The 13,203-nt window shown below is 74.6% G+C and carries 13 protein-coding genes; 9 read left to right on the top strand and 4 right to left on the bottom strand.

All coding sequences use genetic code 11. The features are described 5' to 3' along the window. Nucleotides 1–99: 99 nt before the first annotated feature. The 9 genes from IO39_RS25435 (at nucleotide 100) to IO39_RS25475 (ending at nucleotide 9,779) form a co-directional block, all read left to right on the top strand. Nucleotides 100–1,731, top strand: a complete 1,632-nt coding sequence (locus IO39_RS25435) for a carbamoyltransferase family protein (RefSeq protein ID WP_043627979.1) — start codon at nucleotides 100–102, stop codon at nucleotides 1,729–1,731. Next, nucleotides 1,728–2,873, top strand: coding sequence for a glycosyltransferase family 2 protein (locus IO39_RS25440; RefSeq protein WP_043627981.1), 1,146 nt, complete (start codon nucleotides 1,728–1,730; stop codon nucleotides 2,871–2,873). The genes IO39_RS25435 and IO39_RS25440 overlap by 4 nt, the downstream gene beginning before the upstream one ends. Beyond that, on the top strand, nucleotides 2,870–4,099 hold the full coding sequence (locus IO39_RS25445; protein WP_245642218.1) for a glycosyltransferase family 9 protein: 1,230 nt from the start codon (nucleotides 2,870–2,872) through the stop codon (nucleotides 4,097–4,099). Before IO39_RS25440 ends, IO39_RS25445 begins: the two co-directional genes overlap by 4 nt. Next, nucleotides 4,096–5,283 carry a glycosyltransferase gene (locus tag IO39_RS25450; RefSeq protein WP_043627983.1) on the top strand — a complete coding sequence of 396 codons (1,188 nt, stop codon included), beginning with the start codon at nucleotides 4,096–4,098 and terminating at the stop codon, nucleotides 5,281–5,283. The genes IO39_RS25445 and IO39_RS25450 overlap by 4 nt, the downstream gene beginning before the upstream one ends. A 2-nt stretch (nucleotides 5,284–5,285) precedes the next feature. Next, the gene (locus IO39_RS25455) at nucleotides 5,286–5,831 is read left to right on the top strand and encodes a D-sedoheptulose-7-phosphate isomerase (protein ID WP_043627985.1); all 546 of its coding nucleotides are present in this window, start codon (nucleotides 5,286–5,288) and stop codon (nucleotides 5,829–5,831) included. Nucleotides 5,832–5,915: 84 nt separating this feature from the next. Then, on the top strand, nucleotides 5,916–7,280 hold the full coding sequence (locus IO39_RS25460) for a PfkB family carbohydrate kinase (RefSeq protein ID WP_052423356.1): 1,365 nt from the start codon (nucleotides 5,916–5,918) through the stop codon (nucleotides 7,278–7,280). Continuing rightward, entirely contained in the window at nucleotides 7,277–7,951 is a 675-nt protein-coding gene (locus IO39_RS25465) for an SDR family oxidoreductase (RefSeq protein ID WP_043627988.1), read from the top strand. Before IO39_RS25460 ends, IO39_RS25465 begins: the two co-directional genes overlap by 4 nt. Further along, complete coding sequence (locus IO39_RS25470; protein ID WP_043627990.1) at nucleotides 7,942–8,814, top strand: glycosyltransferase family 9 protein; 873 nt, start codon at nucleotides 7,942–7,944, stop codon at nucleotides 8,812–8,814. Before IO39_RS25465 ends, IO39_RS25470 begins: the two co-directional genes overlap by 10 nt. Beyond that, complete coding sequence (locus IO39_RS25475) at nucleotides 8,811–9,779, top strand: UDP-glucuronic acid decarboxylase family protein (RefSeq protein WP_043627991.1); 969 nt, start codon at nucleotides 8,811–8,813, stop codon at nucleotides 9,777–9,779. The genes IO39_RS25470 and IO39_RS25475 overlap by 4 nt, the downstream gene beginning before the upstream one ends. A gap of 184 nt (nucleotides 9,780–9,963) precedes the next feature. Here IO39_RS25475 and mshC read toward each other — a convergent pair whose 3' ends face one another. Genes mshC through IO39_RS25495 form a run of 4 tightly spaced genes read right to left on the bottom strand, consistent with a single transcriptional unit; the run spans nucleotide 9,964 to nucleotide 13,196 of the window. Then, a complete protein-coding gene (mshC, locus tag IO39_RS25480; RefSeq protein WP_084773474.1) occupies nucleotides 9,964–11,190 on the bottom strand; it encodes a cysteine--1-D-myo-inosityl 2-amino-2-deoxy-alpha-D-glucopyranoside ligase in 1,227 nt (408 codons plus the stop codon). 10 nt (nucleotides 11,191–11,200) lie between these two features. Continuing rightward, a complete protein-coding gene (locus tag IO39_RS25485; RefSeq protein WP_043627992.1) occupies nucleotides 11,201–11,851 on the bottom strand; it encodes an NRDE family protein in 651 nt (216 codons plus the stop codon). 32 nt (nucleotides 11,852–11,883) lie between these two features. Next, on the bottom strand, nucleotides 11,884–12,597 hold the full coding sequence (locus IO39_RS25490; protein WP_245642220.1) for an SCO1664 family protein: 714 nt from the start codon (nucleotides 12,595–12,597) through the stop codon (nucleotides 11,884–11,886). A gap of 50 nt (nucleotides 12,598–12,647) precedes the next feature. Next, the gene (locus tag IO39_RS25495) at nucleotides 12,648–13,196 is read right to left on the bottom strand and encodes a DUF3090 domain-containing protein (protein WP_043627996.1); all 549 of its coding nucleotides are present in this window, start codon (nucleotides 13,194–13,196) and stop codon (nucleotides 12,648–12,650) included. Between the last annotated feature and the right edge of the window lie 7 nt (nucleotides 13,197–13,203).

Below are 13,203 nucleotides of genomic sequence, written 5' to 3' on the forward strand. Positions count from 1 at the left end.
GCAGGCGATCGGCCCCGTTTTCGCATCTCGGGGGATCGCGGAATGTTTGAGGACCGCTTCTCTCGGTAGCGGTTCTCGACATCCTTAGGGGGAGGAACCATGAAGTTTCTCGGCATCAACGCGATCTTCCACGACCCGGCCGCCGCCCTGGTGGTCGACGGGAGGATCGTGGCCGCGGCGGAGGAGGAGCGCTTCAGCCGCCGCAAGCACGGCAAGAGGCCGCTGGCGTTCTCCGCCTGGGAGCTGCCCGAGCAGGCGGCCGCGTGGTGCCTGCGCGAGGCGGGGCTGGAGCCCGAGGACCTCGACGCGGTGGCCTACTCCTACGACCCGTCCCTGGTCGTGCAGCGGCCGGAGGGCGACTGGGAGGACCTGCGCACCCGGTACGCGGTGCGCGCCCCCGCCTTCCTGGCCACGGCCCTGCCCGGGCTCGATCCCGGCCAGGTCAGCTACGTGCCGCACCACGTGGCGCACGCCGCCTCCGCGGGGCTGGCCGCGCCGTGGCGCGACTGCGCGGTGCTGGTGTGCGACGGGCGCGGCGAGAACGTCTCCCACCTGGCGGGCGTCTATCGCGACGGCGAGCTGGAGGTGCTGGCCACGCAGGAGCTGCCGCACTCCCTGGGCCTCATGTACGAGGACGTCACCGAGCACCTGGGCTTCCTGCGCTCCAGCGACGAGTACAAGGTGATGGCCATGGCCTCCTACGGCCGGCCCCGCCGCCTGGAGGCGCTGCGCGAGGTGATCTACACCACCGGGGACGGCGGGTTCCGGGTGGAGCCGGTCGACTGGAACGTCTACGCCAAGGCGCTGAAGAAGGGCGCCCCGTGGACCTCCGACCACGCCGATCTGGCCGCCAGCGTGCAGGCCCGGCTGGAGGAGGTGCTGCTGGAGCTGGTGCGCTGGCTGCACGGGCGGACCGGCGAGCGGCGGCTGGCGCTGGCGGGCGGGGTGGCGCTGAACTGCGTGGCCAACACGCGGCTGCTGGACGAGGGGCCGTTCGAGGAGGTGTGGGCCCAGCCGGCCGCGGGCGACTCGGGCACCGCGCTGGGCGGCGCCCTGCACCTGGCGCAGTCCTACGGCGAGCCGGCCGGGCCGATGCCCGGCGCGGCGCTCGGGCGCGGCTTCACCGACGAGGAGCTCGGGGCGTGGCTGGACGTGGCGCGGGTGCCGTACACCCGTCCGGCCGACCTGTCCGCCGCCGTGGCCGCGGAGCTGGCGGCCGACCGGATCGTGGCGTGGTTCCAGGGGCGGTCGGAGTACGGGCCGCGGGCACTCGGGCAGCGGTCGCTGCTGGCGCATCCGGGTCACGCGCGCAACACCGAGCGGCTCAACGACGTCAAGGGGCGCGAGCAGTTCCGGCCCATCGCGCCGATGGTGCTGGAGTCGCGGGCCAGGGAGATCTTCGGGCGGGGGCCGGTGCCGTCACCGTACATGCTGTTCGTGCACGACGTGCGGCCCGAGTGGGCCGCGCGCATCCCGGCGGTGGTGCACGTGGACGGGACGGCCCGCATCCAGACGATCTCCCCGGGGGAGCATCCGCTGATGGCGCGGGTGCTGAGCGAGTTCGAGGCGCGTACGGGGCTGCCGGTCGTGGTCAACACGAGCCTCAACACGGCCGGTCGGCCGATGGTGGACGATCCGCGTGACGCGCTGGAGTGCTTCGGCTCCTCGCCGGTGGACGTGCTGGCCCTGGGGCCGTACCTGGTGCGGCGCGGGGAGGTGTTCGCCTCGTGATCACCGTGGTGATCCCCACCATCGGGCGGGCCACGCTGCGCGACACGCTGGCGGCCGTGGGGCCGGGCGTGCCGGTGATCGTGGTGGACGACCGGCCTCTCACCGGCGGCGCCTCCTCCGAGGGGACGGACATTCCGGGTGGTGCACACACGAAGGCGCCGCCCGGGGTGACGGAGCCTCTGGCCGAGCACGTGCTCGTGGTGCGCTCCGGCGGCCTGGGGCCGGCGGCGGCGCGCAACGCCGGCTGGCGGGCCGCGGACACGCCGTGGGTGGTGTTCCTCGACGACGACGTGGTCCCCGCGCCGGGCTGGGCCGAGGCGCTGTGGAAGGACCTGGTGGACCTGCCCGACGACGTGGCGGGCAGCCAGGGCCGCATCGAGGTGCCGCTGCCGGCCGGCCGCCGGCCGACGGACGCCGAGCGGCACACCGCCGGGCTGTCCGAGGCGTTGTGGGTGACGGCCGACATGGCCTACCGGCGGGCGGCGCTGGAGGCGGTGGGCGGGTTCGACGAGCGCTTTCCCCGGGCGTACCGGGAGGACGCCGACCTGGCGCTGCGGGTGCGGCGGGCCGGGTACCGGCTGGTCAGGGGCGAGCGGGTGACGACGCATCCGGTGCGGGCGGACGGGTTCTGGGCGAGCGTGCGCTTCCAGCGCGGCAACGCCGACGACGCCCTCATGCGGCGGCTGCACGGCCCGTCCTGGCGGGCCGACATCGGCGGCGCCGGGGGACGGCTGCGCCTGCACGCGCTCACGACGGCCGCGGGCCTGGCGGCGGCGCTCCTCGGCGCGGCCTCCGTCGCCCGCCGGCGGAGCGTGAGCGGCCGGGGCGTGACCTTCCGGGGCGCCATCCTGCCGAGCGTGACCGGCCGGGGCGTGGCCTCTCGGGGCGTCATCCCGCGGAGCGTGACCGGCCGGGGCGTGGCCTCCCGGGGCGTGACCGGGCGGGACGGGCGGGTCCTGCGGGCGCTGACGTGGGGGGCGGCGGCCGGGTGGGCGGCGCTGACCGCGGAGTTCGCGTGGCGGCGGATCGCGCCGGGGCCGCGTACCCCGGGCGAGGTGCTGCGGATGGCCGTCACGAGCGTGCTGATCCCGCCGGTCGCCTGTGCGCACCGGTTGCGGGGGGAATGGAGGGCGCGGCGATGAGCGAGCGCACGAGAGCGCGGCACGCCCCGCGCCCCGCCACGGCCCCGGCCGGCCCCGAGGGGACCGCCGCCGAGGGGATCGCCGCCGAGGGGATCGCCGCCGCGAAGACCGGCGGCCGGGCCGGTGCCCACGGGAGCGTCACCGGCCGGACCGTCGGCGAGCGGGGAATCGGGAGGCGGGAACGTTCCAGCGGGGACCGGGGGCGGGTGCTGGTGGCGCGGCTGGACGACGCGGGGGACGTGCTGCTGGCGGGGCCCGCGGTCCGGGCCGTGGCGGCGGCGGCCTCGGAGGTGGTGTTCCTGGCGGGCCCGCACGGCACGGCCGCGGCCGGTCTGCTGCCCGGCGTGGACCGGGTGGCCGAGTGGCACGCGCCGTGGATCGACCACACCCCGCCGCCCGTCACCGAGGCCAAGGTCGCCGAGCTGCTCGGCCAGGTGGGCGGGATCGACGAGGCGGTGCTGCTGACCTCGTTCCACCAGTCGGCGCTGCCGCTGGCGCTGCTGCTGAGGCTGGCGGGGGTCAGGAGGATCACCGCGATCAGCAACGACTATCCGGGCTCGCTGCTCGACGTGCGCCACGTGGTGGACGAGAGCGTGGACGTGCCGGAGGCGGAGCGGATGCTGGCGGTGGCGCGGGCGGCGGGGTTCGAGCTGCCGGAGGGCGATGACGGCAAACTCGCTGTTCAGCGGCCATTGCCGGATATAGACGAATTTACGGGGCACTGTGTAGGCGTCGGCGGCGTAGCCGACAAAGGCGCGTATGTCGTGGTGCACCCAGGGACCTCGGCCCCCGCCCGTACCTGGCCCGCCGACCTGCACAGGCAGGCGGTGCGGGAGCTGGCCGAGGACGGGCACCAGGTCGTCGTGACCGGCACAGAACGTGACCTCACCGCCTATGTGGCCAGCGACGTCGCGGTCGACCTGGGCGGCGTGACCACATTCGCGGAACTGGCCGCCGTGATCGAGCGTGCCGGGGTGCTCGTGGCGGGGAACACCGGCCCGGCGCACCTGGCGGCGGCGGTCGGCACCCCGGTCGTGAGCCTGTTCGCCCCGGTCGTCCCAGCGGCGCGGTGGGCCCCGTACGGCGTGCCCTCGGTGCTGCTGGGCGACCAGCACGCGCCCTGCCGCGGCAGCAGGGCGCGGGTCTGCCCGGTGCCGGGGCACCCGTGCCTGTCCCACGTGACAAGTGAGCAGGTGGTCAAGGCAGTGAGGGAGCTGACTCAGTGAAGGTCGATCTCATCTCGGAGCACGCGGACCCGCTGGCGGCGGTCGGCGGCGTGGACTCCGGCGGCCAGAACGTCTACGTCGCCGCGCTCGCGGTGGCGCTTGCCGAGCGCGGGCACACGGTCGTGGTCCACACCCGGCGCTCCTCCGAGTCCCAGCCTGACGTGGTCGGCCTCGCGCCGGGCGTCACGGTCGAGTACGTCACCGCGGGTCCCGCGGCTCCCGTCCCCAAGGACGAGCTGCCCCCGTACATGCCGGAGTTCACCGAGCGGCTGGCCCGGCGCTGGGCCGAGCGTCCGCCGGACGTCGTGCACGCGCACTTCTGGATGAGCGGGCAGGCCGCGCTCCGGGCGGCGCGCGGCCTGCCCGTGGTGCAGACCTACCACGCGCTCGGCACCGTCAAGCGGCGCTGGCAGGGCGAGGCCGACACCAGCCCCGCGCACCGGATCGAGACCGAGCGCGAGATCGGGCAGCGGGCCGACGCGGTGCTGGCCACCTGCAGCGACGAGGTCAGCGAGCTGTGCGCGATGGGCGTGCCCGAGCACCGCATCGCGGTCGTGCCGTGCGGGGTGGACCTGACGGCGTTCTGCCCGGACGGGCCGGTGGCGCCGCGCACGGAGCGTCAGCTCGTGCTCAGCATCGGCCGGATGGTGCCGCGCAAGGGCGTGGACACCGTGATCAGGGCGATGCGTCACATCCCCGACGCCGACCTGGTGATCGCCGGCGGCGGCCAGGACGACGAGGAGGCGGTCAGGCTGCGCGAGCTGGCCGACGGGTACGGCATGGGCGAGCGCGTCCACGTCATCGGCTCCGTGCCGCGCCGGCACGTGCCCGCGCTGATGCGCTCGGCCGACGTCGTGGTGACGGTGCCCTGGTACGAGCCGTTCGGCATGGTGCCCGTGGAGGCCATGGCGTGCGGCGTGCCGGTCGTCGCCTCGGCGGTCGGCGGCCATCTCGACACGGTGGCCGGCTGCGGCGTGCTGGTCCCGCCGCGCCGCCCGCGCGCCCTGTCCAGGGCGCTCAAGGACGTGCTCGCCGATCCGCGGCGGCGCGCGGCGCTGGGCGCGGCGGGAGCCCGCCGGGCCCGCGAGCGGTACGGCTGGTCGCGCGTCGCCGAGTCCACCGAGGCCGTGTACACGCAGGTGATCGAGGGAAAGGTCTGCCGTCTGGCGGCCCTGGGGGGTTGATCATGGATGCTCATCTGGAGAAGCTCTGGAACACCCTGGAGAAGGTCGACGACCACGCGGTCACCGTCCGCGCCTGGGGCGGGAAGCTGGCCGGGGTGCTGGCCGCCGGGGGCAGGCTGCTGGCCTGCGGCAACGGCGGCTCCGCGGCCGAGGCGCAGCACCTGACGGCCGAGCTGGTCGGCCGGTTCAGGGACGACAGGCAGCCGTACGCGGCGATCCCGCTGCACGGCGACGGCTCGTCGTTCACGGCGATCGTCAACGACTTCGGCGCCGACGAGGTCTACGCGCGCCAGGTGCGCGCGCACGGCCGGCCGGGGGACGTGCTGGTGTGCCTGTCCACCAGCGGCGGCAGCCGGAACGTGCTGGCCGCCGCGGCGGCGGCGCAGGAGTCCGGGCTGGTGGCCTGGGCCATGACGGGCCCGGCGCCCAATCCGCTGGCCGAGCTGTGCGACGAGGCGGTGGCCGTGCCCGGCGAGACCGCCACCGTGCAGGAGGTGCACCTCGCGCTCATCCACCTGCTGTGCGACGCGCTGGAGGAGGCGCTGTGAGGAAGATCCCGCACCCGAGTGACGTGCTGGAGGAGGCGCTGTGACGAGGAGCCCGCACCGGAGCGACGTGCTGGAGGAGGCGCTGTGACGAGGAGCCCGCACCCGAGCGGCGCGGCGGAGGGGCCGCTGGTCGTCATCGGCGACACGCTGCTCGACGTGGACGTCGAGGGCGACGCCGACCGGCTGTGCCCGGACGCGCCCGTGCCCGTGGTGGACGTGTCGGCCGAGCAGGCCAGGCCCGGCGGCGCCGGGCTGGCGGCGCTGCTGGCCGCGCGGGACGGCGCCGACGTGGTGCTGATCACCGCGGTCGGCGACGACCCCGACGGGCGCCGCCTGTGCGGGCTGCTGTCGGAGGAGGTCGATCTGGTACGCCTCCCGCTGCGCGGCGGCACCGTGCGCAAGACCAGGGTCAGGTCCAGGGGCCAGACGCTGGTCCGCCTGGACACCGGCGACGGCGTCGCCCGCTACTCCCCCACCCCGGAGGCGGCCGAGGCGATCGGCCGGGCCGGCGCGGTGCTGGTCTCCGACTACGGCAGGGGCGTGGCCAGGATGGCCGCCGAGCTGCTGAGCGACAGCGACGTGCCGGTGGTGTGGGACCCGCATCCGCGGGGCGAGCAGCCGATCCCCGGCTGCGCGCTGCTGACCCCCAGCGAGGCGGAGGCGAGACTGCTGTGCTCCTCCGGCTACCACGGCCCCGACCAGGCGGCGCGCCGGCTCGTACGGGCGCTGCGGGCCGAGGCGGTGGCCGTCACCACCGGCGAGCGCGGAGCCGCGCTCGCCGTGGCGGGCGGACCGCTGACCAAGGTGCCCCCTCCGGTGCGGGCCGGCGGCCAGGACGCCTGCGGCGCGGGCGACCGGCTGGCCGCCGCCGCCGCGCTGGCGCTGCGCGACGGCGCCGGCGCCGAGGAGGCGGTCACCATGGGCGTCGGCGAGGCCTCGCGCTTCGTCGAGCGCGGCGGCGCCGCCGCCGTGAAGGTGCGCGAGCAGCGGCTGGGCGACCGGCCGCGCACGGCGCTGGAGGTGGCCCGGCTCACCCGGGCCTACGGCGGCCGCCTGATCGCCACGGGCGGCTGCTTCGACCTGCTGCACGCGGGCCACGTGAGCCTGCTGCGGCGGGCCAGGGCGCTGGGCGACGCGCTGGTCGTCTGCGTCAACTCCGACGACTCGGTACGCCGGCTGAAGGGCCCGTCCAGGCCCATCGTGGACGTGCGCGACCGGGTCGAGGTGCTGCGGGCACTGGGCTGCGTGGACGCGGTCCTGGTGTTCGACGAGGACACGCCGGCGGGCGCCATCGAGCAGCTCCGCCCGGACGTGTGGGTGAAGGGCGGCGACTACGAGGGGGAAGTGCTGCCCGAATCCGAGGTCCTCGGCAGGCTCGGCGCGGAGATCGTCGTGCTGAGCACGCTGCCGGGACGTTCGACAACCAATCTGATCAGGGAGATCCAGTGAATGTATTGATCACCGGGGGCGCCTCCGGGCTCGGCCTGGCCACGGCCGAAGCGGTCGAGAAGGAGGGCTGGAAGGCGCTGGTCGTCGACGTGCGCGCGCCCGACCAGCGCTTCGAGCACGTGACGGCGGACCTGGCCGACCGCGGGGAGGCCGAGCGGGCGGTCCGCGAGCTGGCCGAGCGGGCCGGCGGCCTGGACGCCGTCGTGACGGCCGCGGGCATCGACGCGTGCGGGCGGCTGGAGGACGTGCCGGCCGACGACTGGGAGCGGGTCATCCGGGTGAACCTGCTGGGCACGGCCTCCGTCGTACGGGCGGCGCTGCCGTACCTGAAGCACACCCGGGGCAAGGTCGTCACCTGCGCCTCGACGCTGGGGCTGCGGCCGCTGAGCGACGCCTCGGCGTACTCGGCGTCGAAGTTCGGCGTCGTCGGGTTCACCAGGGGCCTGGCGATCGAGCTGCGCGGGGAGGTGGGGGTGACCCTGCTGATCCCCGGCGGCATGCGCACCGGCTTCTTCGACGGCCGGCCGGAACAGTACAAGCCGGGCCCCGAGGCGGGGCTGAACGATCCGGCCGACGTGGCGCAGGCCATCGTCTTCGCACTGCGGCAGCCCGCCGGATGCGAGGTGAGAGAGCTGGTCGTCTGCCCGTCCACGGAGACGTCATGGCCCTAGAACTGCTGGCCCTGCGCGGGCTCGGCCTGGGCGACCTGCTCACGGCCGTGCCCGCGCTGCGGGCCCTGCGCCAGGCTTTTCCCAAGCACCGCATCACGCTGGCCGCGCCGCGGGCGCTGGAGGCCCTGCTGCCGCTGATCGGCGCGGTGGACGACCAGGTGGACGTCTCGGGCCCGGGGCCCGTGCCGTTCGAGCGGCCCGACATCGCGGTGAACCTGCACGGGCGGGGGCCGCAGAGCATCGAGGCGCTGCGGCGCACCGAGCCCGGGCGGCTGATCAGCTTCGGCACCGGTCCGGCCTGGGAGGAGGGCGTGCACGAGGTGCGGCGCTGGTGCGACCTGCTGGAGTGGCATGGCATCCCGGCCGATCCCGGCGATCTGACGCTGGGCATCTCCGACCGTACGGGGCCGGCGATCGTGCATCCGGGCGCCGCCTATCCGGCGCGGCGCTGGCCGCCGGAGCGGTTCGCGGAGGTCGCGGCGGCGCTGGACGACGTGATCGTCACGGGCAACGCCGAGGAGGTGCCGATCGCCACCCGGGTCGCGGAGCTGGCGGGGCTGCCGCCGGAGCGGATGGTGGCCGGGCGTACCTGCCTGGCCGACCTGATCGATCTGGTGAGCAGGGCGCGGCTGGTGGTCTGCGGCGACACCGGCGTCGCGCACCTGGCGACGGCGTTCTGTGTGCCGTCGGTGGTGCTGTTCGGCCCCGTCTCGCCCAGGTTGTGGGGGCCGCCGCCCGGCTGGCGCCACGTGGCGCTGTGGGCCGGGCACAGCGGTGACCCGCACGGGCAGCGGCCCGACCCCGGCCTGCTGAAGATCGAGGTTTCCGAAGTCGTCGACGCCGCCATGGAGGTCACGTCATGAGGGCACTGGTCACCGGAGGCGCCGGCTTCCTCGGCTCCTATCTCTGCGAGCGGCTGCTGGCGGGCGGGGCGGAGGTGGTCTGCATGGACAGCTTCCTGACCGGCGGGCCGCGCAACGTCGAGCATCTTCTCGACCGCCCCGAGTTCCGGCTCATCGAGTGCGACCTGACGGGGTACGTGCACGTGCCGGACCGGCTCGACCTCGTGCTGCACTTCGCCTCGGCCGCCTCGCCCGCCGACTACCTGCGCTACCCGATCGAGACCCTGCGGGTGGGCAGCGTCGGCACGCTGCACGCGCTGGGGCTGGCCAGGGAGAAGGGCGCCCGGTTCGTGCTGGCCTCGACCAGCGAGGTGTACGGCGACCCGCTGGAGCACCCCCAGAAGGAGACCTACTGGGGCAACGTCAACCCGGTCGGCCCGCGCAGCGTGTACGACGAGGCCAAGCGTTTCGCCGAGTCCCTGACCACGGCCTACCGCCATTCGCGCGGCACCGACACGGGCATCGTGCGGATCTTCAACACCTACGGCCCGCGCATGCGGCCGTTCGACGGGCGGGCGATCCCGACGTTCATCCGGCAGGCGCTGACCGGCGAGCCGATCACGATCACCGGTGACGGGTCGCAGACGCGGTCGATCTGCTACGTCGACGACACCGTGTCGGGCATCCTGGCCATGGCCGACAGCGGCTTCGCCGGGCCGGTCAACATCGGCAACCCCGACGAGCTGACCATGCTGGAGCTGGCCACCCTGATCAAGAAGCTGTCCGGGTCGTCGTCGGAGATCGAGTTCATCGACCGGCCGGCCGACGACCCGAAGGTCAGGCGGCCGGACACGTCGCTGGCGGCCGAGCGGCTCGGCTGGCGGGCCCGGGTGCCCGCCGAGGAGGGGCTGCGCCGCACGATCGAGTGGTTCTCCGCGGAGCTGGCCGCGCCCGAGCAGCTCGAAGGGGCCGCCGGGGTCAAGTAGCGGCCCCTTCGGGCGGCACCTGAGCGGCCCTGCGAGCGGCACCTGAGCGGCCCTTCGGACGGAACCCGAGCGGCCCTTCGAGCGGAACCGCCCTGTGCCTGGGGGCGGCCGCCCGGGGAGCGGGCGGCCGGGGAGCGGGCGGCCGGGGAGCGGGCGTCCGGGGACGGCCCCGGTGAAGCGGGGGTCAGCGCAGGGAGATCCCGAGCAGCGCGTCGGCGAGGTCGCGCACGAGCCCGGGCGCGGAGTCGTCGGAGCCGTCACCGGCGAGGGCCCGCGCGGCCCAGGCGTCGACGGCGGCCAGCGCGCCGGGCGAGTCGAGGTCGTCGGCCAGCCGCTCGCGCACCCGGGCCAGCAGCTCGCCGGCGGGCGGCCCCGCGGTCAGCGCGGCGGCCGAGCGCCACAGCGCCAGCCTGCGCTCGGCGCCGGCCATCAGGTCGGGGGTGTACTCCCAGTCGGCGCGGTAGTGGTGGGCCAGCAGCACGAGCCTGATCGCCATCGGGTCGTGCTCGCGGCGCAGCTTGGAGACGAAGACCAGGTTGCCCTTGGACTTCGACATCTTCTCGCCGTCGAGCGCCACCATCCCGGCGTGCGTGTAGAACTTGGCGAACGGCCACTCGCCGGTCGCGGCGTGCCCCTCGGAGGCGCCGCACTCGTGGTGCGGGAAGATCAGGTCGGAGCCGCCGCCGGCCACGTCGTAGCCGGGGCCGAGGTTGTCGAGCGCGATCGCGGTGCACTCGATGTGCCAGCCGGGGCGTCCCCGGCCCAGCCGCGACTCCCAGGCCGGCTCGCCGGGCCGCTCGGCCCGCCACAGCAGCCAGTCGAGCGGGTGGCGCTTGCCCGGCCGGTCGGGGTCGCCGCCGCGCTCGGCGAACAGGGCGAGCATCTCCTGCTCGTCGTAGCCGGACACCTGGCCGAACTTGGGGGCGTCGGCCACGCTGAAGTAGACGTCGCCGTCGAGGACGTAGGTGACGCCCTTGGCCGACAGCCTGGAGATCAGGTCGGCCACCCGGCCGACGACCTCGGTGACGCCGACGTATTCGCGGGGCGGCAGGATGCGCAGCGCCTCCATGTCGCCGCGGAACAGCTCGATCTCCCGCTCGGCCAGCTCCTGCCAGTCGATGCCGGTCTGCTCGGCCCGCTCCAGCAGCGGGTCGTCCACGTCGGTGGCGTTCTGCGTGTAGTGCACCTCGTGGCCCGCGTCGCGCCACACCCGGCCCACGAGATCGAAGGCGTGGTAGGTGTTGGCGTGGCCGAGGTGGGTGGCGTCGTACGGGGTGATGCCGCAGACGTACATCCTGGCGGTCGGTCCGGGATCGGTCTGCCGCACCTGCTTGGCCGACGTGTCATAGAGACGCAGCGGAATGCTCTCACCTGGGAGCTTTGGAACGTTCTGGGCAGACCACGATCTCATGCCTTTGAGCCTATCCGTCCCGATCGGCGGTCAGGTCGGTGAACGCGTACGTCACGTCGCCGGGCCCGATCTCGACCCGCATCACCGACAGGGAGGCGAAGACGCGGCCGTCGGGCAGCTCGTGCCGGACGATGAGCGCGCTCGCGTCGGAGGACGGCTCGGCCGTGATCAGCTCGCCCCAGTCGGCCTGGTCGCGGAAGCGGGGCAGGTGCGCCACGACGCGGGGGCTGTCGGGGTCGAGGCCCGTGTTGACGACCATGCTGGTGCCCGCGGGCAGCTCGGAGACGGCCAGGCCCGCGCCGTCCCAGCTGAACAGGCGCACCCGCGACAGGTCGGCGAGCACCAGGTGGAAGGGGTCGTAGTGGCCGAGGTCGCCGCCCGGCCCCTCCCCCGTGCACGCCGCCCGCAGTGCCAGGTCGCCCCGGGAGACCTTCGTCTTCTCCCCGGCGGCCCTGCCGTGCCCGTTGAGCAGCGCCGCGGCCCGGCGGGCCGCGGGGTTGACGGCCAGCCAGGTGCCGCCGGCCTTCAGGTCGCGCCCGCCGATCACGCCCGGGTATTCGGGCCAGTGCTCACCCGGCCCCTCCCAGGGCCGGTCGGCGAACTCGTCTCTCACGCCCATGAGGCTCAGCGTCGGCCCGGTTCTCACGATCAGCGTGCACATGGGCAAAGGGTAATAAACGGGTACAGGGTCGTTCAGATCGGGGGCCAGGGTATGGCCGGCCAGCCCTCCGACGGGTAGGGGTGCACGCCGGTGTCGAGCAGCCGCCTGACCCGCCGCCAGGTGGCCTCGACCTCGGCCTGGGTCAGCAGCTCGCGCAGCCGCCTGCCGAGCGTGCCGGACTCGATGTCGCGTTCGAGCTTGGCCAGCACCGCCACCGCCTCGCGGGCCAGCGGCTTGCCGCGCCACTGCCACAGGACCGTGCGCAGTTTGTCCTCCACCGAGAAGCAGACCCCGTGGTCGACGCCGTAGACGTGGCCGGTGGGCAGCGGCAGCAGGTGGCCGCCCTTGCGGTCGGCGTTGTTGACCACCGCGTCGAACACCGCCATCCGGCGCACCACCGGGTTGCGGCTCTTGACCAGGCGCATGAGGTCGATCTCGCGCTCGGTGTCGATCCACAGCTGGCACATGCCCGGCCCGAAGGGCCCGTCGCGGTAGACGGTGGGCGGCACGATGCGCCAGCCGGTGGCCTGCGAGACCTCGAAGGCGGCCACCTCGCGGGCGGCGAGGGTGCCGTCGGGGAAGTCCCACAGCGGGCGCTCGCCGCGTACGGGCTTGTAGACGCAGGCGGCCGAGCGGGAGCCGAGCTTGACCGAGCAGTAGAGCGTCATGTTGGTCGCCTCGACGAGGCGGCCGGCGACCTCGAGGGTGCCGTCGCGCAGCAGCGTGAGGGCCTCTTCGTCATGCATGGACGGCGGTGGGGCGGGTGGCTTGACGGCCGGTTCGCTCTCCGGAGCGGTCATGAAGCCGCCTCACCCCCGCGGTAGCCGTTGAGACGGACGCAGACGTGCCCGGCGGCGTCGAGCGGCTGCCCGCACAGGGGACACGGCGGTCGGCCCGCCGCGACGATCTGCAGGGCTCGCCGGGTGAAGGCGCGCGCGGCCCCCGCGCTGATGCGCACCCGCAGCACCGCGGGCTCGGGCCTGTCGAGGTCGTCCTCGTCGACGACCTCCTGCGCTTCTATCACCACCTGCGATTTCTCGGCGTCCCAGGTCAGCGCCATGGTGCCGACGCGGAAGTCCTCCGCGACCGGCGCGTCGAGAGGCCCGTCGTCGGTCAGGTCGGCCGGGGCCAGCGCGGGCACCTGGGCGGTGCCCCCGCTGAGCCGCAGCACCTCGTCGAGCAGCTCGTCGAGCCTGCCCGCGAGTGCGGCGACCTGCAATTTCTCCAGCGCCACCGTGGTCAGTCTGCCCTCGGCCCTGGCCTGCAGAAAAAAGACCCGCGCGCCCGGCTGCCCCAAGGCACCGGCGACGAACCTCTCTGGTGGGTCGTAGTCGAAGACCGGCATAGCCTGA

The sequence above is a fragment of the Nonomuraea candida genome (assembly GCF_000725485.1).
Classification (GTDB): Bacteria; Actinomycetota; Actinomycetes; order Streptosporangiales; family Streptosporangiaceae; genus Nonomuraea; species Nonomuraea candida.

What these genes read in the sequence shown, in the direction of transcription:
- mshC (WP_084773474.1), bottom strand. Translation starts at nt 11,190, where the DNA reads ATGAGATCGTGGTCTGCCCAGAACGTTCCAAAGCTCCCAGGTGAGAGC.
- IO39_RS25445 (WP_245642218.1), top strand. Translation starts at nt 2,870, where the DNA reads ATGAGCGAGCGCACGAGAGCGCGGCACGCCCCGCGCCCCGCCACGGCC.
- IO39_RS25490 (WP_245642220.1), bottom strand. Translation starts at nt 12,597, where the DNA reads ATGCATGACGAAGAGGCCCTCACGCTGCTGCGCGACGGCACCCTCGAG.
- IO39_RS25455 (WP_043627985.1), top strand. Translation starts at nt 5,286, where the DNA reads ATGGATGCTCATCTGGAGAAGCTCTGGAACACCCTGGAGAAGGTCGAC.
- IO39_RS25485 (WP_043627992.1), bottom strand. Translation starts at nt 11,851, where the DNA reads ATGTGCACGCTGATCGTGAGAACCGGGCCGACGCTGAGCCTCATGGGC.
- IO39_RS25435 (WP_043627979.1), top strand. Translation starts at nt 100, where the DNA reads ATGAAGTTTCTCGGCATCAACGCGATCTTCCACGACCCGGCCGCCGCC.
- IO39_RS25475 (WP_043627991.1), top strand. Translation starts at nt 8,811, where the DNA reads ATGAGGGCACTGGTCACCGGAGGCGCCGGCTTCCTCGGCTCCTATCTC.
- IO39_RS25495 (WP_043627996.1), bottom strand. Translation starts at nt 13,196, where the DNA reads ATGCCGGTCTTCGACTACGACCCACCAGAGAGGTTCGTCGCCGGTGCC.
- IO39_RS25470 (WP_043627990.1), top strand. Translation starts at nt 7,942, where the DNA reads ATGGCCCTAGAACTGCTGGCCCTGCGCGGGCTCGGCCTGGGCGACCTG.